The organism is Ensifer sp. EB106-05-01-XG146 (assembly GCF_058791875.1).
The window spans coordinates 1,534,802-1,556,369 of sequence record NZ_JBYTDX010000001.1; the positions used below are offsets into that span (position 1 = coordinate 1,534,802).

Annotated in this window: 21 protein-coding genes; 11 read left to right on the plus strand and 10 right to left on the minus strand. The window is 62.8% G+C overall.

The window, feature by feature from the left end:
- Positions 1 to 78 precede the first annotated feature (78 nt).
- Positions 79 to 555 (minus strand): transcription elongation factor GreA, encoded by a 477-nt coding sequence (greA, locus tag AC3WVQ_RS07580; RefSeq protein ID WP_034791305.1) that lies wholly within the window; start codon positions 553 to 555, stop codon positions 79 to 81.
- 293 nt (positions 556 to 848) lie between these two features.
- Between greA and AC3WVQ_RS07585 the strand changes: the two genes are divergently transcribed.
- Positions 849 to 2,342 carry an MFS transporter gene (locus AC3WVQ_RS07585; protein WP_090295505.1) on the plus strand — a complete coding sequence of 498 codons (1,494 nt, stop codon included), beginning with the start codon at positions 849 to 851 and terminating at the stop codon, positions 2,340 to 2,342.
- A 53-nt stretch (positions 2,343 to 2,395) separates the two neighbouring features.
- Here AC3WVQ_RS07585 and AC3WVQ_RS07590 read toward each other — a convergent pair whose 3' ends face one another.
- The 3 genes from AC3WVQ_RS07590 to AC3WVQ_RS07600 form a co-directional block, all read right to left on the minus strand.
- Positions 2,396 to 2,731 carry a hypothetical protein gene (locus tag AC3WVQ_RS07590; protein ID WP_060606488.1) on the minus strand — a complete coding sequence of 112 codons (336 nt, stop codon included), beginning with the start codon at positions 2,729 to 2,731 and terminating at the stop codon, positions 2,396 to 2,398.
- Between the two features lie 134 nt (positions 2,732 to 2,865).
- Positions 2,866 to 6,357 carry a carbamoyl-phosphate synthase large subunit gene (gene carB, locus AC3WVQ_RS07595; protein WP_034791307.1) on the minus strand — a complete coding sequence of 1,164 codons (3,492 nt, stop codon included), beginning with the start codon at positions 6,355 to 6,357 and terminating at the stop codon, positions 2,866 to 2,868.
- 218 nt (positions 6,358 to 6,575) lie between these two features.
- Entirely contained in the window at positions 6,576 to 7,604 is a 1,029-nt protein-coding gene (locus AC3WVQ_RS07600; protein WP_090295503.1) for a zinc-dependent alcohol dehydrogenase family protein, read from the minus strand.
- 263 nt (positions 7,605 to 7,867) lie between these two features.
- Here AC3WVQ_RS07600 and ypfJ point away from each other — a divergent pair, with 263 nt between their 5' ends.
- A complete protein-coding gene (gene ypfJ, locus AC3WVQ_RS07605) occupies positions 7,868 to 8,806 on the plus strand; it encodes a KPN_02809 family neutral zinc metallopeptidase (protein ID WP_034791344.1) in 939 nt (312 codons plus the stop codon).
- 61 nt (positions 8,807 to 8,867) lie between these two features.
- Here ypfJ and AC3WVQ_RS07610 read toward each other — a convergent pair whose 3' ends face one another.
- Positions 8,868 to 9,860: an aldo/keto reductase gene (locus AC3WVQ_RS07610; RefSeq protein WP_110819787.1), complete on the minus strand. Its 993-nt coding sequence runs from the start codon at positions 9,858 to 9,860 to the stop codon at positions 8,868 to 8,870.
- Between the two features lie 121 nt (positions 9,861 to 9,981).
- Between AC3WVQ_RS07610 and AC3WVQ_RS07615 the strand changes: the two genes are divergently transcribed.
- The 3 genes from AC3WVQ_RS07615 to AC3WVQ_RS07625 all read left to right on the plus strand — a co-directional run bounded on the left by AC3WVQ_RS07615 (position 9,982) and on the right by AC3WVQ_RS07625 (position 13,922).
- Positions 9,982 to 10,890: a LysR family transcriptional regulator gene (locus tag AC3WVQ_RS07615; RefSeq protein ID WP_090295498.1), complete on the plus strand. Its 909-nt coding sequence runs from the start codon at positions 9,982 to 9,984 to the stop codon at positions 10,888 to 10,890.
- A gap of 166 nt (positions 10,891 to 11,056) precedes the next feature.
- Positions 11,057 to 12,370 carry a TCR/Tet family MFS transporter gene (locus AC3WVQ_RS07620; RefSeq protein ID WP_090295496.1) on the plus strand — a complete coding sequence of 438 codons (1,314 nt, stop codon included), beginning with the start codon at positions 11,057 to 11,059 and terminating at the stop codon, positions 12,368 to 12,370.
- Positions 12,371 to 12,512: 142 nt separating this feature from the next.
- Entirely contained in the window at positions 12,513 to 13,922 is a 1,410-nt protein-coding gene (locus AC3WVQ_RS07625; RefSeq protein WP_110819786.1) for an MATE family efflux transporter, read from the plus strand.
- 133 nt (positions 13,923 to 14,055) lie between these two features.
- Here AC3WVQ_RS07625 and AC3WVQ_RS07630 read toward each other — a convergent pair whose 3' ends face one another.
- Positions 14,056 to 14,184 (minus strand): hypothetical protein, encoded by a 129-nt coding sequence (locus AC3WVQ_RS07630; protein ID WP_255380878.1) that lies wholly within the window; start codon positions 14,182 to 14,184, stop codon positions 14,056 to 14,058.
- Between the two features lie 11 nt (positions 14,185 to 14,195).
- On the minus strand, positions 14,196 to 14,318 hold the full coding sequence (locus tag AC3WVQ_RS07635) for a hypothetical protein (RefSeq protein ID WP_255380879.1): 123 nt from the start codon (positions 14,316 to 14,318) through the stop codon (positions 14,196 to 14,198).
- A 226-nt stretch (positions 14,319 to 14,544) separates the two neighbouring features.
- Between AC3WVQ_RS07635 and coaD the strand changes: the two genes are divergently transcribed.
- From coaD to tgt, 5 genes are all read left to right on the plus strand, one after another.
- Positions 14,545 to 15,039, plus strand: coding sequence for a pantetheine-phosphate adenylyltransferase (gene coaD / locus AC3WVQ_RS07640; RefSeq protein WP_060517145.1), 495 nt, complete (start codon positions 14,545 to 14,547; stop codon positions 15,037 to 15,039).
- A 35-nt stretch (positions 15,040 to 15,074) separates the two neighbouring features.
- Entirely contained in the window at positions 15,075 to 15,647 is a 573-nt protein-coding gene (locus AC3WVQ_RS07645) for a peptidylprolyl isomerase (protein WP_034791360.1), read from the plus strand.
- A 22-nt stretch (positions 15,648 to 15,669) separates the two neighbouring features.
- Positions 15,670 to 16,179 (plus strand): peptidylprolyl isomerase, encoded by a 510-nt coding sequence (locus tag AC3WVQ_RS07650; RefSeq protein WP_034791362.1) that lies wholly within the window; start codon positions 15,670 to 15,672, stop codon positions 16,177 to 16,179.
- Positions 16,180 to 16,252: 73 nt separating this feature from the next.
- Positions 16,253 to 17,335, plus strand: coding sequence for a tRNA preQ1(34) S-adenosylmethionine ribosyltransferase-isomerase QueA (queA, locus tag AC3WVQ_RS07655; protein WP_090295490.1), 1,083 nt, complete (start codon positions 16,253 to 16,255; stop codon positions 17,333 to 17,335).
- Positions 17,336 to 18,466, plus strand: a complete 1,131-nt coding sequence (gene tgt, locus AC3WVQ_RS07660; RefSeq protein WP_034791366.1) for a tRNA guanosine(34) transglycosylase Tgt — start codon at positions 17,336 to 17,338, stop codon at positions 18,464 to 18,466. It abuts the gene before it with no gap.
- A gap of 22 nt (positions 18,467 to 18,488) precedes the next feature.
- On the opposite strand, the gene AC3WVQ_RS07665 is transcribed toward tgt, so the two are convergent.
- From AC3WVQ_RS07665 to AC3WVQ_RS07675, 3 genes are all read right to left on the minus strand, one after another.
- The gene (locus tag AC3WVQ_RS07665) at positions 18,489 to 18,911 is read right to left on the minus strand and encodes a DUF4864 domain-containing protein (protein ID WP_090295488.1); all 423 of its coding nucleotides are present in this window, start codon (positions 18,909 to 18,911) and stop codon (positions 18,489 to 18,491) included.
- A gap of 231 nt (positions 18,912 to 19,142) precedes the next feature.
- On the minus strand, positions 19,143 to 19,940 hold the full coding sequence (locus AC3WVQ_RS07670) for an SRPBCC family protein (protein ID WP_090295485.1): 798 nt from the start codon (positions 19,938 to 19,940) through the stop codon (positions 19,143 to 19,145).
- A gap of 11 nt (positions 19,941 to 19,951) precedes the next feature.
- Positions 19,952 to 20,572 (minus strand): helix-turn-helix domain-containing protein, encoded by a 621-nt coding sequence (locus AC3WVQ_RS07675; RefSeq protein ID WP_090295482.1) that lies wholly within the window; start codon positions 20,570 to 20,572, stop codon positions 19,952 to 19,954.
- Between the two features lie 285 nt (positions 20,573 to 20,857).
- On the opposite strand from AC3WVQ_RS07675, the gene AC3WVQ_RS07680 reads away from it, so the two are divergent.
- Positions 20,858 to 21,334 (plus strand): hypothetical protein, encoded by a 477-nt coding sequence (locus AC3WVQ_RS07680; RefSeq protein ID WP_244546734.1) that lies wholly within the window; start codon positions 20,858 to 20,860, stop codon positions 21,332 to 21,334.
- Positions 21,335 to 21,568 lie beyond the last annotated feature (234 nt).

A 21,568-nucleotide genomic window follows, 5' to 3' on the forward strand; every position in this document is an offset into this window, starting at 1 on the left:
CTCCTTGCGCGAGCAACGATCGTCTTTTGAAAAGGAGAAACGGGGCGAAGGCAGGCTTCGCCCCTTGGCTAGGGCTGATCAGCCCCAGTTGACGGCGAGAATTTCGTAGGCCTTGGAACCGCCAGGCGCGTTCACTTCGATGGAATCGCCGACTTCCTTGCCGATGAGCGCGCGCGCGATCGGCGACGAGATCGAAATGCGGCCAGCCTTCACGTCGGCTTCCTGGTCGCCAACGATCTGGTAGGTCTTTTCTTCTTCAGTGTCTTCGTCGACGAGTTTGACCTTGGCGCCGAACTTGATCTTGGAACCGGACATCTTCGAGAGATCAATGACTTCCGCGCGGGCGATCAAGTCTTCGAGCTCGGTGATCCGGCCCTCGTTGTGGCTCTGCGCTTCCTTGGCAGCGTGGTACTCGGCATTTTCCGACAGGTCGCCATGTGCACGGGCTTCGGCAATCGCCTCGATGATTCGCGGTCGTTCTTCCTGCTGGCGCCAGCGCAGCTCCTCCTGCAGGTTGACGAATCCGCCCTGTGTCATCGGCACTTTTTCGACCATTTCAATGTCCTTCATCAAGCACGAGGCGCCGCCCTTAGGGCGGCGCCAACGCAAAAGAAAACGGTCTCCGGCGCGTAAACGCCGGAACCGTCCGAAACTTCGAACCTTGGTTATAGCAGAAACGGAAGCGCGAAAGCCAGATATTTCGCCATCATCCACCGAACCCTGAAAGGCGACTGCAACTTGTGGGGGAAGCGATGGGGTGGCAAGCTACGCAGAAAGCGCTTTACCTCAACCGCGGTTGAGGTCGTAACAAAGGTGTTCCGAAGAGATAGCAGCGAGGAACGTTGGGCATGGTTCTGGCGAGGGACGAAACCAAGGCAGGCGGGGGCAATACCGCACTTCAGGAGGACGGCCGCTGGAGCGAACTGTTGCGGCCGGACTATCTGGCGACGACGGCTGCCCTTTGCCTCGGGGTCGCGTTGTTCGCATTCAACGAGTTTTTCGTAGCGACCGCGCTGCCCACAGCCGTCGAAGAGATCGGCGGCGCTACGCTGTTGTCCTGGGCCGTCACGCTCTATCTCGTCTTTGCCATTCTCGGCGGCGCTGTTGCCGCCACGCTCAAGTCAAGGTTCGGCGCACGCGGGACGCTGATTACGGCCGCGCTCATCTTTGTCGTCGGCACCCTCATCGCGACCGCCGCCGGCAGCATGCCGCAGGTCCTCGCCGGTCGCGTGTTTCAGGGATTCGGCGAGGGGATCATTGCTGCGGTCTGCTACGCGCTGATTCCCGAACTCTTCCCGCCGCGCCTGGTCCCAAAGGTATTCGGAGCCGAGGCCATCGTCTGGGCAACGGCGGCCTTTGGCGGGCCACTCGTGTCCGGATTCCTGACGGAACACTGGTCATGGCGGGTGGCTTTCGCCGTCAACGTTCCCGCAACCGTCATCTTCGTTGCGCTCGTTCTGCTGATCGTACCGGCACGCAAGGTGCCATCGACCGACACGCCTCGTCCAATCCCGCTGCTGCGGCTGACCGTCGTCGGTTCCGGCATATTGCTGATATCGGTCTCAAATACGGCGAGCAGCGTCCCATTGATGGCGGCGGCGCTGGCGACGGCGCTGACCATCCTCTGGGCGGCCGTCGCAACCGACCGTCGGGCGGAGCATCCGATCCTGCCCGCGGGCGCCTTTCAGCTCACAAAACCGCTCGGCACCGGACTTTGGGTCGTGCTGCTGATGCCGCTCGCTCAGGCGTCCGGCTCGGTGTACCTCATTTATGGCCTGCAACATGTCTGGAATTTCAGCCCCACGGCCGCCGGTTTTTCCGCGGCATTGATGGCGATCTCCTGGAGTGTGACCGCTATCGCCGTCGCAAGCCTGCACTCGCACGCTCTGCGCGTGAAGCTCATCCCTGCGGGACCTGCGCTTCTCAGCCTCGGGCTCGCTGGTCTGATGATCGCCTTCGCGATCGACGATTACCGGCTGATCTTCCCGAGCCAGATCGCGGTCGGGGCCGGGTTCGGCATGTCGTGGGGCACGCTCAGCCAGCTGATGATGGACGTCTCCTTGCGAGGAGAGCGGGACAAGACCTCAGCGTTTCTGCCGACGTTGCAGTCGGCCGGTTATGCGATCGGCGCGGCGATCTGCGGGCTGACGGCCAATCTTCGCGGTTTCGACGAGAAGGCGAACGTTGCCACGATGCACGCCGCCTTGTTCACGGTTTTCGTCGTCGCGTTCCTGATCTCCACGGCTTCTCTCTATCTGGGCGTCAGAACCGTGCGGCTCGCAGCGAGCCACGCGCGTCGTGATCGGGCCAGAACTGCTGCCGAGGCCCTGGCGGCAGACTAACAGTGTGATCAAGCGCAGGATGGATGTTCCTGCGCTTTGCTCGTGGCGCTGCTTCAGGCTGCAGCGTAGAGAGAGGCGCCGACGTGGCGGCGGGCAAGCAGAGCCCGCTGTTCGGCGCCGCGGCCGATGGAGGGCACGATTGTTGCCAGCAGCCTGCGGTTGCTGGAACGGACCTGAACCTTCAGCGAACCATAATCGGCATCGCGGCCGATCTTGTCTGCGATCCGCTGGCCGTAATAGAGGGCCGATCCCTCGTCGAAATGGCTGATACCGTCTTCATCGACGAAGTGCTCGTCGCCCCACAGCAAATCAAAGAAATAGAGTTGCACGATCTTGCCCCATGTCGCGCCCACCGGCGAAGCCGCCGATCTCTCAGTGCGCAGGGTCATAGAAACATGTGCCGGGGGAATGCAGGCTGAACCGGTCGTTCATGCGGCGTTCAGCGGAGGGGCGGGCTGTTGAAGCGCATCACACCCTCGGGGATGGCGGCGGCGCGCGACGGTTTCGCGCGCCGCGGTCTTTCTTAGGCCTTGAAGTAGCTCTGCAGCGGGCGCACTTCGAGGCTGCCTGCCTTCAGAGCCTTGATTGCGTGCGCAGCCGCTTCAGCACCGGACATGGTGGTGTAGTAGGGCACCTTTTGCATCAGCGTGGCGCGGCGCAGCGACTTGGAGTCCGAGATCGCCTTGTTGCCGTCCGTCGTGTTGATGACGAGCTGAACGTGACGGTTGCGGATCGCATCCTCGACGTGCGGACGACCTTCCTGAACCTTGTTGATCTTGGTGGCGGCAATGCCGTGTTCACCGAGGAATCGAGCCGTGCCGCTGGTCGCCATCACCTTGAAGCCGATGTCGACGAGGATGCGGATTGCCGGCAACACCCGGGTCTTGTCCTCGTCGCGCACCGAAACGAACACTGTTCCATCGCGCGGCAGGTCGACGCCGGCGCCGAGCTGCGACTTGGCAAAGGCCAGTGCATAGTCGGTGTCGAGACCGATGACTTCGCCGGTCGAGCGCATTTCCGGGCCAAGCAGCGTATCGACGCCGGGGAAACGTGCGAACGGGAAGACTGCTTCCTTGACCGCGATGTGCTTGAGGTTGCGCGGATCCGGCTTTTCGCCATAGGCGGCGATCGCGACATCGAGCGCTTCGCCGGTCATGACGCGGGCCGCGATCTTCGCGATCGGTGCACCGATCGTCTTGGCGACGAAGGGTACGGTACGCGAAGCGCGCGGGTTGACTTCGAGCACGTAGATCGTGCCGTCCTTGATCGCGAACTGCACGTTCATCAGGCCGCCGACATTGAGCGCCTTGGCAAGGGCTGCCGTCTGGCGCTCGAGTTCGTCGACCATGTCCTTGTCGAGCGTGTGTACCGGCAGCGAGCAGGCGCTGTCGCCCGAGTGGATGCCGGCTTCCTCGATATGCTCCATAATGCCCGAGACGAAGACATCCTTGCCGTCGCACAGGCAGTCCACGTCGACCTCCGTGGCGTTGGTCAGGTAGCTGTCGAACAGCAGCGGGTTCTTGCCGAGCAGCGTGTTGATCTGGCCGGTCTTGTCGTTCGGATAGCGCTGCTTGATGTCCTCAGGAACGAGGCCCGGCACCGTGTCGAGCAGGTAGCTCTGCAGCATGCTTTCCGAATGGATGATCTGCATGGCGCGGCCGCCGAGAACGTAGGACGGGCGCACGACCAGCGGGAAGCCGATCTCGGCAGCGACAAGGCGGGCCTGCTCGACCGAGTAGGCAATGCCATTGTTCGGCTGGTTGAGGTCGAGCTTCATCAGAAGCTTCTGGAAGCGGTCGCGGTCTTCGGCCAGGTCGATCGCGTCGGGTGCCGTGCCGAGGATCGGGATGCCGTTCTTTTCCAGCGCTTCGGCAAGCTTCAGCGGCGTCTGGCCGCCGAACTGGACGATGACGCCGACCAGTTCGCCCTTTTCCTGTTCGGCGCGCATGATCTCGATCACGTCCTCGGCCGTGAGCGGCTCGAAGTAGAGGCGGTCGGAGGTGTCGTAGTCGGTCGAGACCGTTTCCGGGTTGCAGTTGATCATGATCGCTTCGTAGCCGGCATCCTTCAGCGCGAAGGCGGCGTGGCAGCAGCAATAGTCGAACTCGATGCCCTGACCGATGCGGTTCGGACCGCCGCCGAGAATGACGACCTTCTTGCGATCGGAGACTTCTGCTTCCGAGCGGGCGGCACCGACGAAGGGGGTCTCGTAGGTCGAGTACATGTAGGCGGTCGGCGAGGCGAATTCGGCAGCGCAGGTGTCGATGCGCTTGTAGACCGGGCGGACATTAAGCGCATTGCGCAGTTCCGCGACTTCCTTCGGGCGCTTGCCGCCGAGCGTTGCGAGGCGGGCGTCGGAGAAGCCCATGGCCTTCAGCATGCGCAGGTTCTCGGCATCGGCAGGCAGGCCGTGCTCGCGGATGCGTGCTTCCATGTCGACGATCGCCTTGAACTGGGCGATGAACCACGGGTCGATCTTGCTCGCCTCGTGAACCTCGGCTTCGCTCATGCCAAAGCGCAGCGCCTGCGCAACCATGCGCAGTCGGTCCGGCGTCGGCGTGCCGATCGCCGCACGAATGGCGTTACGGCCATCGCCGTTCTCGTCCATGTCGGGGATTTCGATTTCGTCGAGGCCGGTAAGGCCGGTCTCGAGGCCGCGCAGCGCCTTCTGCAGCGATTCGGCAAAGGTACGGCCGATCGCCATGACTTCGCCGACCGACTTCATGGCGGTGGTCAGAACCGGCGAGGCGCCCGGGAACTTTTCAAAGGCGAAGCGCGGGATCTTGGTGACGACGTAGTCGATCGACGGTTCGAACGAGGCCGGGGTTGCGCCGCCGGTGATGTCGTTGTCGAGTTCGTCGAGCGTGTAACCGATCGCGAGCTTCGCCGCGATCTTGGCGATCGGGAAGCCGGTCGCCTTGGAGGCGAGGGCCGACGAGCGCGACACGCGCGGGTTCATTTCGATGACGACGAGACGGCCATCCTTCGGATTGACGGCGAACTGCACGTTCGAGCCGCCGGTCTCAACGCCGATCTCGCGCAGAACCGCGATCGAGGCGTTGCGCATGATCTGATATTCTTTATCGGTCAGCGTCAGCGCCGGCGCAACGGTGATCGAATCACCGGTGTGCACGCCCATGGGGTCGATGTTTTCGATCGAGCAGATGATGATGCAGTTGTCCGCCGTGTCGCGGACCACTTCCATCTCGTACTCCTTCCAGCCGAGCACCGATTCTTCGATCAGCACTTCGGTGGTCGGCGACGCATCGAGACCGCTGCCGACGATGTCGAAGAATTCCGTGCGGTTATAAGCAATGCCGCCGCCGGTACCGCCGAGCGTGAAGGACGGACGGATGATGGCGGGCAGGCCAACATCGTCAAGCGCCTGCGCGGCAATCGCCATCGCGTGGTTCATGTAGCGCTGCTTGCGGTCGCCTTCGCCAAGGTTCCACTGGTTCTCGAGGTCATCGAGCGCCTTGTCGAGCTCGGCGCCGGAAAGCCGGCTCTTCAGTTCGGCGCGCTCGGCCTCGTGCGTCTTGCGGTCATGGTCCTTGATGTCGGTGGCATTCGCCAGCCGCGACTTCGGCGTTTCGAGGCCGATCTTCGCCATGGCTTCGCGGAAGAGGGCGCGGTCTTCGGCCTTGTCGATGGCGTCCGGCTTGGCGCCGATCATCTCGACATTGTAGCGGTCGAGAACGCCCATGCGGCGCAGCGAGAGCGCCGTGTTGAGCGCGGTCTGGCCGCCCATGGTCGGCAGCAGCGCGTCCGGGCGCTCCTTGGCGATGATCTTGGCGACGACTTCCGGGGTGATCGGCTCGACATAGGTTGCGTCCGCCAGACCCGGGTCGGTCATGATCGTCGCCGGGTTGGAGTTGACGAGGATGACGCGGTAGCCTTCCTCCTTCAGCGCCTTACAGGCCTGGGTGCCGGAATAGTCGAATTCGCAAGCCTGACCGATGACGATCGGCCCCGCGCCGATGATAAGAATGGACTTGATATCTTGGCGCTTCGGCATGGTCGATCATCCGTTTCTAGCTGCGCGAAAAACCGGCCGAGGTGGGAGGTCACCGGCCGGGCACGCATTGATGGGTCTTTTCAGGCTAGAAGCGGCTTATAGGCAAATGTTTCTGCAAGCGAAACCCCGAAAATTCCGGAATCGACAGGAACCAGCCATATTTGCGCACCTCCGGCCATGCAGCGCGCTTCGCGCGCGGCGAAACAACGCCGGGAATGTCAGGGGCGGCCGGGGATGACGAGAACTTTGACCTCTCCGGCCGCCGGCGGATGCGCAATGACGTCGGCTGCTTCGCCGAGCGTCACTTGCCGCGAGATCAACTTGTCGATCTCGATGGCGCCTGAGGCGACGAGGTCTGCTGCACGGCGGTGGACGAAGGGGTTTATGAAGGATCCGAGCACCCGCAGTTCGCGAAAGAGAATGTCGAACGGTTCGATTTCCACGGTCTCGCCCTTCGGCATGACGCCGAGGATCACGACGGTGCCACCGGACCTGGCAAGGCGAGTCGACTGCATGACGGTTTCGGCAACGCCGGCGCATTCGATGACGACATCGACCCCGCTGGGAACGAGCCCGGTGTCACCGGCGATCTGTTCGATGATATCGGTAGAGGAAGGATCGACCGTCGCCGTTGCGCCGACCTCTTCGGCAAGACGGCGCTTTGCCGCCTGTCGTGTGGAAAGAATGACCGTCGTTGCGCCGGCGAGGCGGACGAGCTGCACGACCAGTAGGCCGATCACACCGCCGCCAAGGACGACGACGGAGGAGCCGGCGCGGATGCCCGCCATATCCACGCCATGCAGGCAGCAGGCGAGCGGCTCGCAGAAGGCGCCATGAACGGGGTCGAGGCTCAGTGGTATGTCATGGGCCTGCTTGCGGGGCATAACCACGTACTCGGCAAAACCACCATCACGATGGATGCCGATCGCCCGGAGATTGCGGCAGAGATTGATGCGCCCCGCGGTACATTGCGGACAGATACCGCAAGCGATGTTGGGGTCGCCGGTGATTCTCGCGCCGATTGCGATATCGGAGACCCTGCTTCCGACCGCCTCGACGATGCCGCAGAATTCGTGGCCGAGCGTCACCGGCGGGCTGGAGGGGAATTCGCCGTGCAGCAGATGCCGGTCCGTGCCGCAGATGCCGCAGGCTTCGACCCGCACCAGCAGATCGTCCGGGCCGGGCAGGGGCTTTGGCACTTCTGCGACCCGCAGCTGACCGATACCTTCGAGCCGCAATGCCTTCATCGCCCTGCCTCCTCGTCCTGTCCGCATGGGCATAGGAGCCGCAAAGCAGGTTTGCGTCAAGGCGAGCGCGGCTGTTCAAGAGAGGGCGGCCGGTCGGGCCGGCGGCCCGGCTGCCGGCAGCGCCTTGGCGAAGTGTCCGCCTTGTCAAAAAGATTGGTGAGATCGCGAACTTACGGGGCGCGATTGCGTTTTACAACGACGTTAGGGCCGTCTTATAAAAGAGCAGACCGACAACGCCTTTCAGAGGCCGGGGAGGACAGATCATGGAATGGAAGGGCCGCCGCCAATCCGACAATATCGAAGACCAGCGCGGCGCGAGCCCCGGTGGCGGCAACCCGTTTGGGCGGGGGGGCGGTTTCCGCATGCCAGGCGGTGGCGGCGGCATGCGGCGCGCCGGAGGCGGTATGAGCTTCGGTACGATTATCTTCCTCGTCGTGCTCTATTTCATCCTCAAGGCCATGGGCATCGACATGCTGCAGGTGCTGGAAGGCGGCGGCGGCCAGGTGCAGATGCCGGGCTTCGAGCAGAGCGATGGTTCGCCGGCACCGCGCGGATCCGCTCAGGAAGAGGAAATGAAGCAGTTCATGGCGACGGTGCTCGCCGAGACTGAAGACACCTGGAACGGCATCTTCCAGGCAAACGGCCAGCAGTATGAAGAGCCGAAGATGGTGCTTTTCCGTGGCCAGGTGCGTTCTGCCTGCGGCTTTGCTTCGGCTGCCTCCGGGCCGTTCTATTGCCCGGGCGACCGCAAGGTCTATCTCGACATGAGCTTCTTCGACGAACTCGCGCAGAAGTTCGATGCGGCCGGCGATTTCGCCCAGGCCTATGTCGTCGCGCATGAGGTCGGCCATCATGTCCAGAACCTGATCGGCGTTCTGCCGAAGTTCAACCAGATGCGCCAGTCGATGAGCGAGACCGAAGCCAACCAGATGTCGGTGCGCGTCGAACTGCAGGCCGATTGCTTCGCCGGTGTCTGGGGCAAGTACACCCAGCAGAAGGGCCTGCTCGAACAGGGCGACCTTGAAGAGGCGCTGAACGCGGCCACCCAGATCGGCGATGATACGCTGCAGAAGCGCATGCAGGGCTATGTCGTTCCCGAGAGCTTCAATCACGGGACCTCCGAGCAGCGCATGCGCTGGTTCAAGCGCGGCTTCGACAGCGGCAAGATGACGGCCTGTGATACTTTCTCGGGCGCAGCCTGATTTCTTTGAACCAGAATCATTCGAAAGGGCCGGCTTGTCTGCCGGCCCTTTCGTTTGTGGCTTAGCGCTCGCTGTCCATGTGGGCGAGCTGGGCTTCTGGATACCGCGCGCCGGCTGCCGCATTCTTCGGCACTGCCTGTTCGATCACCGTCAGATCGTCTGCGCTGAGATGGACGTCGCGCGACGACAGGGCCTCTGCCAGTCGATCACGCCGCCGCGCGCCGACGAGCGGCACGATGTCCTTGCCCTTGGCCGCAACCCAGGCGATCGCGGTCTGAGCCACCGACACGCCCTTGCCTTCGGCGATTCGTCTCAAAGCCTCGACGAGGGCGAGGTTTCGATCGATGTTGCCTTCCTGAAACCGCGGGCTCATGGCGCGGAAATCGCCCTTGCCGGCCGCGCCTTTCTGCCAATGGCCGCTGATCAGCCCGCGTGAAAGGACGCCGTAGGCGGTGATGCCGATACCGAGTTCGCGGCAGGTCGGCAGGATCTCATCCTCGATGCCGCGCGAAATCAGCGAATACTCGATCTGCAGGTCGACGATCGGATACACGGCCGCCGCACGCCGGATGGTTTCTGATCCGACTTCCGAGAGGCCGACATGCCTGACGTAACCCGCCTTCACCAGATCGGCGATTGCGCCAATGGTGTCCTCGATCGGCACATCCGGGTCGAGCCGGGCGGGACGATAGATGTCGATATGGTCGACGCCGAGCCTCTGCAGCGTGTAGGCGAGAAAATTGCGAACGGCCTTGGGCCGGCAATCGTAGTCCAACCAGTTGCCGGCGGCATCGCGCAGGGCGCCGAACTTCACGCTCAGCAGCGCCCTGTCGCGCCTTCCGCCCTTCAACGCTTCGCCGATCAGCATCTCGTTGTGACCCATGCCGTAGAAATCGCCGGTGTCGAGCAGCGTGATGCCGGCTTCCAGCGCTGCATGGATCGTGGCGATGCTTTCGGCCCGGTCCGCAGGGCCGTACATGCCGGACATGCCCATGCAACCGAGGCCGAGCGCCGAAACCGAGAGACCGGTCTTTCCGAGTGAAACGTAATCCATCTTCGTTCTCCTTCGACAAGGCCGAAAACCAGCCGGCCGTTTGCTCGGTCTCCTGTTTACTTCGTCCGATGCCGTGCGATAATCCGATCTCAATCGAACGACTTGTACGAAATTCCGCACAATGGACGACTTGCCGCTTGCCGATCTCGATGCCTTCACCGCAGTGGCCGCGGCGCGGAGCTTCCGCGCGGCTGCGAAGAAGCGCGGCGTTTCCGCGTCGGCGCTGAGCGAGGCGCTCCGCCGCCTTGAAGCGAAGCTGCAGGTGCGCCTGCTCAACCGCACGACCCGCAGCGTCACCGTGACGGAGGCGGGCACGCGGCTGCTCGATCGGCTGACGCCGGCCCTTGGCGAGATCGCCGGTGCGCTCGATCAGGTCAACGAGATGCGCGACAGTCCGGCGGGAACGCTAAAACTGAACGTTCCGACCATCGTCGCGCGCGAAATTCTACCACCGATCATCGGCCGGTTCTTGCGCGAGCACCCGGCAATTTCCCTGGAGGTGACGGCGGAGGACGGTTTCGTCGATGTCCTCGCTGCCGGTTTCGATGCGGGCGTCCGCTACGAGGAACGCGTCGAGCGCGACATGATCGCGATCCCGATCGGGCCGAGCCGCCAGCGTTATGTCACCGCCGCAGCGCCGGATTATCTCGCAAGGCGCGGCGTGCCCGGCCATCCGCGCGACCTGCTTGAACACGCCTGCATTCGCCACCGCTTCGCCAGCGGCTTCTCGCTTCCCTGGGAGTTCGGCGAGGGCGAGGCGGCGCTGACGATCGCGCCGCCAGCCGTCGTCACCGCCAACACGATCGATCTCGAACTCGGGGCGGCCATCGACGGCCTTGGCGTGATCCGGACGTTCGAGGAATTCATCGCGCCCGCGGTGGCCGCAGGGCGCCTGATGCTCATCCTTGAGGCGTGGACGACGAGCTTCTCCGGTCCGCTTCTCTATTATGCAAGCCGCAAGCATATGCCGGCGGCGTTGCGTGCCTTCGTGGACTTCCTGAAGCGCGAACAGCGGCGGGATCATCGCTGAGGCATAGGCTGTAGATCGCTCGACCTATCAACCATTGCGATAGTCCCATCAGAAAATTTGAGACGTTCACGGATTGTTTCGTGCGAAATGATCCGTTACACCTAAATTGGTAGCGTTGTTCACGTTCTGTCTCTTTTCCCGGGGCAGGCCGCCGGGGAGGGATCGCATGCGCGACGAGAAATTTGTGCGACGCGGCCTGTTCCTCGTCTTCCTCATCCTGTTTCTCGATATCATTGGCATCGCAATCATCGTGCCGGTGCTGCCGGCCTATCTTAAGGAATTGACCGGCGCCAATGTCAGCGAGGCGGCGATCGATGGTGGATGGCTGCTGCTCGTCTATGCGGCGATGCAGTTTCTCTTTGCGCCGCTGATCGGCAATCTCAGCGATCGATTCGGCCGCCGCCCGGTGCTGCTCGCATCCGTCTTCACTTTCGCGCTCGACAACCTGATCTGCGCGCTCGCCACCAGCTACTGGATGCTGTTCATCGGTCGTGTACTCGCCGGCGTCAGCGGCGCCAGCTTCGGCACGGCATCGGCCTACATCGCCGACATCAGTCATGACGGGAACCGAGCCAAGAATTTCGGGCTGATCGGCATTGCCTTTGGTACCGGCTTCGCGCTCGGGCCGGTGCTTGGCGGTCTGCTTGGCGAACTCGGCCCGCGGGTCCCGTTCTACGGCGCGGCAGCGCTGTCCTTCGTCAACTTTATCCTTGGCGTATTCCTGCTGCCCGAGACGCTCGACAGCGCCAACCGCCGCCGCTTCGAGTGGAAACGCGCCAACCCGCTCGGCGCCCTCAAGCAGATGCGCAATTACCCCGGCATCGGCTGGGTGGGGCTGGTGTTCTTTCTCTTTTGGCTTGCCCATTCGGTCTATCCGGCCGTCTGGTCCTTCGTTTCCAGCTACCGCTACGGCTGGAGCGAGGGGCAGATCGGACTTTCGCTCGGGATCTTCGGTATCGGCGGTGCCTTCGTCATGGCCGTCATCCTGCCGCGCGTGGTGCCGCGGCTTGGGGAGTGGCGCACGGCCGTGCTCGGCCTGACCTTCACCACGCTCGGAGCCATCGGCTATGCCGGCGCCTGGCAGGGGTGGATGATCTATGCGGTGATCATCGCGACCGCGCTCGAAAGCCTCGCTGATCCGCCGCTGCGCAGTATCGCCGCGGCCCACGTGCCGTCGTCGGCACAAGGCGAGCTTCAGGGCGCGCTGACCAGCATCGGCAGCATCACCACGATCATCGGTCCGTTGATCTTCACCCAGGCCTTCGGTTATTTCACCAGCCCTGCCGCGCCCGTCGCCTTTGCCGGCGCGCCCTATGCGCTCGCCAGTTGCTTCCTCGTCGGCGCGCTTATCGTGTTCTTCCTGAAGATACCGAGAAGCAGGGCGGTCGGACCGCAAGGCGCAGAGAATGTCGGGCCGGCCGACGCCGTAGCGCCGGACGAGCCAGAGGCGATGGAGCGGCCACGATTGCACGGAAATTGATCAATTTTCGTGATCTATCGATGAAACTTTGAGCAACCTCGCCCTTGCGGCTGGCTCTTTGCCCGACGGTATTCTATTTCCGGATTCCTCCCCCCGATCTTCGGTTGCGGCCCGGAGCCGCATTGACTGCCAGGAATCTGCCATGCTGACCGCGAATGCGAGCCCGATACCGTTGACGACCGACAATTCCTGGCGGACGCACTATCGCGCGAGCTTCTGTCTGGGCGTGCCGTTCATCGGTGCGCAGCTTGCGCAGCTCGCGATCAACACGACGGACGTCCTGATGGTCGGTAAGCTCGGCGCCACCGAGCTCGCGGCGATCATCCTCGCGACCCAGATGTATTTCACCGTCTATGTTTTCGGCAACGGATTTGCCAATGCGGTGGTGCCGATGGCAGCACAGGCCGTCGGCCGTGGCGACAAGGTTTCGGTGCGCCGCTCGGTGCGCATGGGCATGTGGGTGGTGATGCTCTACGGCCTGTTGACCGCGCCGATCCTCTGGATGGCCGAGCCGATCCTGCTATTTGCCGGCCAGCAGCCCAAGGTCGCAGCCCTTGCAGGAGAATATGTCCGCATCGCGCAATGGGCGATCTTCCCCGGCCTCATCTTCATGGTGCTGAGGGCCTTCCTGAGCGGCCTGGAGAGGGCAGGGATCATTCTCTATGTCACGCTGGCGACGCTCGTGCTCAATGCCGCGCTCTGCTACGTGCTGATCTTCGGCCACTTCGGCTTCCCGAAACTCGGCATCTTCGGTGCGGCGGTCGCAGCGCTTGGCGTTGCCGTGCTCGGCGCTGCGCTGACGATCGGCTATATCAAGACCAAGCCGGAACTCAACCAGTACGAACTCTTCGTCCGCTTCTGGCGGCCCGACTGGGTCGCCTTCCGCGAAGTCGTTTTTCTCGGAATTCCGATTTCGCTGACGATCCTTGCCGAGGTCAGCCTGTTCACCGTCGCCTCGCTGCTGATGGGCACGATCGGCACGGTCGAGCTTGCGGCGCACGGCATCGCGCTGCAATTCGCCTCGATGGCCTTCATGATCCCGCTCGGGCTTGCGCAGGCCGCCACGGTGCGGGTCGGGCTTGCCTATGGCCGCGGTGACCTCCTGGGCGTTCGGCGCGCGGCGATCGCTTCGCTGGTGCTCGGCGCCGGCTTTGCCATTGTCGGCAGCGCCATCTTCGCATTCTTCCCCAGCCAACTGGCTGCCCTTTATCTCGACACAGCCCGTCCGGACGCTGCGGCGGTGCTTGCCTTCGCGGCTCCGCTCATTGTCATTGCCGGTGCGTTTCAGCTCGTCGATGGCATGCAGGCGATCGCCGCCGGCATGCTGCGCGGCCTGAAGGACACAAAGGTGCCGATGCTGCTGGCGATGGTTTCTTATTGGCCGATCGGCTTCGTCTGCGCCTGGCTCTTTGCCTTTCCCTTCAATTTCGGCGGGATCGGCGTGTGGTTCGGCTTCGTCCTCGGGCTTGCAGCCGCCGCGGTGCTGTTGAACTGGCGCTTCTTCCGGATGCTCGGCGAGATCACGGCGAAGGCTGCCGCTAAGGGCGCCTGACTTGGGGCGAAGAAGAGAAAAGAAAAAGCCGGACGGGCAGGGGATGCCGTCCGGCTTACAATGGCGGTCGCCTCAGGGGAAGGGAACGACGGCCGCTTACTACCACGCTTCGTTTTACGAAGCTTTGGAACTGCTAGACGTTGAAGCCGTCGAGCCGTTCCGAACCCTGGCGATCGCGCTGGAGGTCGCGTATCGTCCGGGCAAAGTCGATCAAGAATACGAGACTAATGACCGCTGCCGCGATCATGAATAGGGTGGCCATAGTGCCCTCCATCAACGGAAGATTTTCTGGGTCGCGTAGCGCTCGCGCCGGTCACGGGACTCGTTGCGCAGTCCATGTATCGTCGCAAAGATCATCGCGAAAAACATCGCCATCGAAAACAGAGCAAGTCCCATAGCCGTAATCCTTTCGCATCCTAAACGGCAGTACGTTCAAAAAAGTTCCGTTGTTACTGGCACTACACTTAACGTCTTTGCTGTGAAGCACCGTTGAACATGGCATTCATCTAGCATTCATTCTTTCTGTCCCGCTGTTTCCCAGGGAACAGGGTCAACCGCCGTACAACTCTTGCGATCTGTCGCCGTCCGTGACAAAAGGCTTCACCAAACGGAAACAGGTGCGATGACCACGGCATTTTATCCCGGCTCCTTCGATCCGATGACGAACGGGCATCTCGATGTGCTCGTGCAGGCGCTGAACGTGGCGGCGAAAGTCATCGTCGCGATCGGCATCCACCCCGGCAAAGCACCACTCTTCTCCTTCGACGAACGCGCCGAGCTCATCCGCCGCTCGCTCCAGGAATTTCTGCCGGACAGGGCAGGCGACATCGATGTCGTTTCCTTCGACAATCTGGTCGTCGACGCGGCGCGAGAGCGCGGCGCAAAGCTGCTTGTGCGCGGCCTTCGCGATGGCACCGACCTCGACTACGAGATGCAGATGGCCGGGATGAACCGGCAGATGGCGCCGGATATCCAGACCTTGTTCTTGCCGGCGGGCACGGCATCACGGCCCATTACGGCCACATTGGTCCGCCAGATCGCGGCCATGGGCGGCGACGTCAGTGCCTTCGTGCCCAAGTCCGTCTACGAAGCACTGCAGGCCAAACGCCGTACCTGACGGGCGGCCCCAAATTCACCACGCAGGGAGAAACCATGAAAATCCTCCACCTCGCATTTGCCGGCGCCATCGCGCTTGCCTCCTTCACGGGCACGGCGCTTGCGCAAGCGGCCGACAACTTCATCACCATCACGCTCAAGGATGGTCCGGTCGTCGTCGAACTCAGGCCTGACATCGCGCCGAAGCATGTCGAGCAGATCAAGGCGCTGGCCGCGGCCGGTGAATACGACAACGTCGCTTTCCACCGCGTGATCAAGGGCTTCATGGCCCAGACCGGCGACGTGCAGTATGGCGACATGGAAAACGGCTACCAGCCGCAGGCTGCCGGCACCGGCGGTTCGTCGCGTCCGGACGTCCCGGCAGAGTTCTCCGACGTCCCGTTTGAACGCGGCACGGTCGGCATGGCTCGCTCGCAGGACCCGAACAGCGCGAATTCGCAGTTCTTCATCATGTTCGCCCCGGGCGACTTCCTCAACGGCCAGTACACGGTCGTCGGCAAGGTCGTCTCCGGCATGGAGAATGTCGACAAGATCAAGCTCGGCGACGACGCCAACAACGGCTCCGTCACCGATCCCGACCGCATGATCAGCGTCAAGGTCGGCAAGTAAAATCAACAGAAGGAGAAAACCCATGGCCGAGATCAAGGATCCGGAAAACACGATCATCCTGGAGACCACCAAGGGCAAAGTCGTCATCGAGCTTCTGCCCGACGTCGCTCCGGGGCATGTCGCCCGCATCAAGGAACTGGCCCGCGAAGGCGCCTATGACGGCGTGGTATTCCACCGCGTGATCGAGGACTTCATGGCCCAGACCGGCGACGTGCAGTACGGCAAGACCGGCGGCGAGCACTTCAACCCGGCCCGCGCCGGCATGGGCGGCTCCTCAAAGCCGGACCTGAAGGCCGAATTCTCGAACGTCAGCCACGTTCGCGGCACGTGCTCGATGGCCCGTAGCCAGATGCCGAACTCGGCCAACTCGCAGTTCTTCATCTGCTTCACCGACGCGCCGTGGCTCAACAAGCAGTACTCTGTCTGGGGCCAGGTCATCGAAGGCATGGACAACATCGACAAGATCAAGCGCGGCGAGCCGGTGCGCGATCCCGATACGATCGTCACGATGCGGGTTGCCGCAGACGCCTGATTTGCGCTAATGCACGAACCCGCCCCGGTCGCCAACTGCGCCGGGGCGGGTTTGCTTTTGTCTGAAGATAACAATGCGCGTAGACCTGTTCGACTTCGACCTCCCGGAAACTTCGATTGCGCTTCGGCCCGCAAGCCCGCGCGACAGCGCCCGTATGCTCGTGGTGCGCCCCGATGGCGCCGACGTTCTTGCGGACAAGGGCGTGCTCGACCTGCCGTCGTTCCTGAGGGAAGGCGACGCGCTTGTCTTCAACGACACCAAGGTGATCCCGGCGCAGCTCGAAGGCATCCGCCGCCGCGGCGAGGAGATCGCGACGCAAGTTTCGCTGACGCTGCATATGCGGGTCGCACCCGACCGCTGGAAGGCTTTCGCCCGCCCGGCACGACGCCTCAAGGTCGACGACCGCATTGCCTTCGGCCACGGTGGCTCAAGCTGCTTTCTCGGAACGCTCGACGCGACCGTCGAGGAAAAGGGCGATGCCGGCGAAGTGACGCTGCGCTTTGATCTCTCGGGTCCCTCGCTTGACGAGGCGATCATGGCGGTCGGCCACATTCCCTTGCCGCCTTACATCGCTTCCAAGCGCGCCGAGGATGCGCAGGACCGCGCCGACTACCAGACCATGTATGCCCGAGAGGAGGGCGCCGTTGCGGCGCCGACCGCCGGTCTGCATTTCACCGACCGTCTTTTCGCCAAGCTCGACGAGGCCGGCATCGAGCGCCACTTCGTGACGCTGCATGTGGGCGCGGGTACGTTCCTGCCGGTCAAGGCTGATGATACCGACGACCACGTGATGCACCAGGAGATCGGCCACGTCGATGCCCGGACCGCCGAGAGGCTGAACGCCGTCAAGGCGAGGGGCGGGCGCATCGTCTGCGTCGGCACTACCTCGCTGCGGTTGATCGAAAGCGCCACCTCGGAAGACGGCACGGTCAAGTCCTGGTCCGGTCCGACGGGTATCTTCATCACGCCCGGCTACCGCTTCCGCGCGGTGGACATGCTGATGACCAATTTCCATCTGCCGAAATCAACGCTGTTCATGCTGGTTTCGGCCTTTAGCGGCCTGGACACGATGCGCGCGGCCTACGCGCACGCGATCGAAACCGGCTACCGCTTCTATTCCTATGGCGACGCCAGCCTGCTTTTCCGGAAAGACTAAATGACCGAGACCTTCCAGTTCAAGCTACACAAGACCGACGGCAAGGCCCGTCGCGGCGAAGTGTCCATGCCGCGCGGCACGATCCGCACACCGGCCTTCATGCCCGTCGGTACCGTCGGCACGGTCAAGGCGATGTATCTCGACCAGGTGAAGGATCTTGGCGCCGACATCATTCTCGGCAATACCTACCACCTGATGCTGCGCCCAGGCGCCGAACGCGTCGCGCGGCTCGGCGGTCTGCATGGCCTGATCCGCTGGCAGGGCCCGATCCTCACGGATTCGGGCGGCTTCCAGGTCATGTCGCTGGCGGGCCTTCGCAAGCTCGACGAGCAGGGCGTCACCTTCAAGAGCCACGTCGATGGCGCGCTCTTCCATATGTCGCCGGAGCGCTCGATCGAGATTCAAGGCTTGCTCGACAGCGACATCCAGATGCAGCTCGACGAATGCGTGGCGCTGCCGGCCGAGCCAAAGGAAATCGAGCGCGCGATGGAAATGTCGCTGCGTTGGGCCGAGCGCTGCAAGGTCGCCTTCGGCGACCAGCCGGGCAAGGCGATGTTCGGCATCGTGCAGGGCGGCGATATCCCGAAGCTGCGCGAACGCTCGGCTGAAGCGCTGAAGGGCCTCGATCTCAAGGGCTATGCGGTGGGCGGTCTCGCCGTCGGCGAGCCGCAGGAGGTGATGCTGCGCATGCTCGACATTACCTGCCCGATCATGCCGGTGGACAAGCCCCGTTACCTGATGGGCGTCGGCACGCCAGACGACATCCTGCGGTCGGTCGCCGAGGGCATCGACATGTTCGACTGCGTGATGCCGACCCGCTCGGGACGCCACGGCCTCGCGTTCACGCGCCACGGCCGCATCAACCTGCGCAATGCCCGCCACGCCGAAGACATGCGCCCGCTCGACGAGCAATCCTCTTGCCCTGCGACGCGCGACTATTCGCGTGCCTATCTGCACCATCTGATCCGCTCGAACGAATCGCTCGGCGGAATGCTGCTCAGCTGGAACAATCTGGCCTACTATCAGGAACTGATGGCCGGAATTCGCCTGGCGATCGAAGAAGGTCGCTTCGCTGACTTCATGGCCGAAACGCAGGAAACCTGGCGGCGAGGGGACCTTCCCCCGGTTTGATGGCCGCCAGCGGACCGGTGTCTCAGATGGCCGGTCCCGACGCCGACTGCAAAATCATCACGCCGTTGATCTTGTAGCTGCCATCCGGCTGCTTCACGAGTTCGTAGACTGCGGTCCAGTCCCTGCCGTCTGGCGCCGAGATCAGAACTTCCTGCAGCACCTGGTCGCCAACCACCTTCGATCGACCAAAAGCAAAGTTACCAGGCCGGTAGACGGGCTGGTAGCCGCGCTTCACCATCTCGAAGAAGCTTTCCTTATCGGGAAACTTGCCGCGGATCGCGGGTGAAGCGAAGGAGTAGGCGGTCTCCGCATCATCCTGCAGAAAGGCAGTGATCTGTTCCCGTATGATCGTTCGCGCCGTATCGACGGGTTCCTCCGCACAAGCGGCAGTCGCGGCTGCCAGTTGTGCCACCATACCGAGGGCAATCGCAAAGCTCCTGAACATCGTCGATCTCCATAGCCGCAATGAAAGACCATAGGACAGTCGCGGCTTTTGGAAACAGGAGCTTTGGTGGCAGCTTCAGATAGTTGCTCAGATCTGTCTATGTAAATCGTGTTAATTCAATTTGTTGCCTGGCGATATGAAAGTCAGATATCAGATATCATAAGTTGGTGATGTCCGCGTAATGGCGTGCGCAGGCTGGCGGCGGCGAGGCGCCCGCTGCCAATGGGCGATCTAGTTGAACGTTGTCGCCATCCATTCCTGCCATTTCGGCTCGCTGCCTTTCGCGCGCGACTTGGCACCGTCTCCATAGTGATAGAGCGCGATGCTGGCATTGGTGCCTTCGCCGGTCGAGTAGCTTCCGATGAGCGCGATGCCGGCGCCGGGTTCCTTCAGGCGCAGCAGCAAATAGCGTTGCTTGGTGTCCTGCTGCACCCGTTCGACGATGCCGGCAAGGCGTTCGGGCCGTGGTGGCGTGCTGCGCTCCTCGCCGACATTGGCGCCGACAAGTCCCAGCGCTTCGGTCAGGCGTTCCCAGACACTTGCCTGCGGTTCCCCGGTTGAAACCATGGCGAAGCTGCTGACCGCCTTCTCGCCGGCGAAATGTGCGAGATAGATCTTCAGGATCTCGAAGAACGCCGGCCATCCGCCCTCGAAGCCTTCCAACTGGTCGTCCCAGTCGTCGTTCGCTGTGAACAGCGAATGCACCATGCGCAGCACGCAACGATTGCCGGAACGCGCCGTGACGGTGATTTCGGTTGCGACCGGCGGCGCGCCCTCGCTCCACTCGCGTTCCACATAGGCAAAGCGGGCAGGCGGCTCCCAATGCGTCACTTCGCCGGTCGAGCTGCCGTTCGGACCGAAGTCGAAGGCGATCTTGCCCCCGACCCGCTCATCGATTTCCGTCTTGGTGAACCAGGCATTGTTGCCGCTGCCGGTTGCGATCGCCTGCCAGACCTCTTCGGGCGAGCCGGGCACGATCAGTTTCATTTCAACCCAGCGCTTTCCGCTGCCATCCTTCTTGATCGGCATGGGTTATCCTTTCAGGAGTTGGTGTCGTCGGGTTCGCCCTTGGCTGCGCTCTCGTCGCTCGGCCCAGGGTAGGAGGCGATGATGAGCCGGTGCGGCCGGGCGTCCGGCGCGCCTTCGTCGTGGTAGCGCGCAGCGAGCGCGCTCACCGCCTGGGCGAGATCGGCGGTAAAGGTGGCGCGCTCCGCAGGCGAACGAAAGTTGATCACGGTGTCGATCGACAGCGTTGCCAGGCGCTTGTCCTGCGTGCGGGCGCTGCGCAGCAGTCCGCCGACCTCACGGACCATGCGGGCCGCCAGTGCGACCAGATAGCTCGCAGACAGGCGATCGCTGCTCCGCCCGGGGTCGGCAGCAATCGGCCCCAGCGCCGCCGGCGAAACTACATAGGACGTGGCGGTTGCGACCATCAGGCGCTCGGTCAACCCGCCCCAGCGGCGTTGCTCTGCCGGTTCTATCAGTTTGTGCTCTTCGAGCGCACGCAGATGGTAGTTGACCTTCTGGCGCGTCAGCCCCACCCGCACAGCCAGCGCGGCAGCCGATGCGGGCGCGGCAAGTTCCGCCAGCAAACGGGCCTTGATCGGCTCCAGGGCAAGTGCGGCGGCGGCCGGCGCGTCTATGACATCGAGATCGAGCATGGTGCAATCATCGCCTTGACAGATTTTTTTGTCAAGGCGATGATTGCACCTAATGCGGGTAGGGGAATGCCGAGTGCCCGCTGACATGCGCGACCTCAGCTATGCGGAGCCTTCCAACCATTCAGGCTCGCCCAATGGAGGCAGCCATGCGGAAAGGCGCTGAGCCGGGTTAGGCTCCCGGTTGAGCTTCTCCACGCGATGCGACGCTAACGTTTGCCGACCGCTTGGCAGTTCGTCGTTTTTCTCCGAATGTCACCACCCAAGGTGGCGGGAGGCAATGTATCGATGGGAGCGCCGATGAATGCCGGAACGATCGAGATTTACCGCCCACGTGATGTTTCTACCCTGGGCGACTGGAACATCGGCGGCCTCAAAGCCTATGGCCTTGCCGCCGATTGCAGGCGCATCGATGACGCGATGGTGACGCTGGCTCAGTCATTCGTCCGACAGGACGTCATTCCGCGCGCGGCGGCTGAGGGCGATAGCAATGGCCCCGGCTTTGTCATCGTCCATCCCGGCAGCCTCGGCATCTCCATCTCGGCTCACTGGTGGATACAAGGTTCGGTTCTGTGTCAGCGCAACTATCGGAAGCTCTATACGGCTTCTGAGCCGATGGATGCTGCAAGGAGACCGGCCATTGCCTGTGTTTGGGAATTGGCGCTGATCAACGCCGAGCAGGAAGCCTGGCGAAAGACGATGATGAAAGACGAACCTGATCCATTGGCCTACATGGAAGAGCGTGCCGCGTTTGGGACGGCTTGAGCGCCAGGGGCGTGCTGCAAGTGGCGAGGGCGCGCTTTGCGCAAACGTTGGAAAGAGGGTCGCATGTCATCCTTGAACCCACCCGGCTACATGCAATGTGGCAGCCAAGTTGAACTGTCCGCTTTGGCGCAAAGTTAAAATGTCAATTTGAGCTGCCCTACGGCACGACGACCAGCCCCGATCTGACCGGCTGATCCGGTTGCAAGATCAGATCGGGGTGGGTGGTGGCCACCT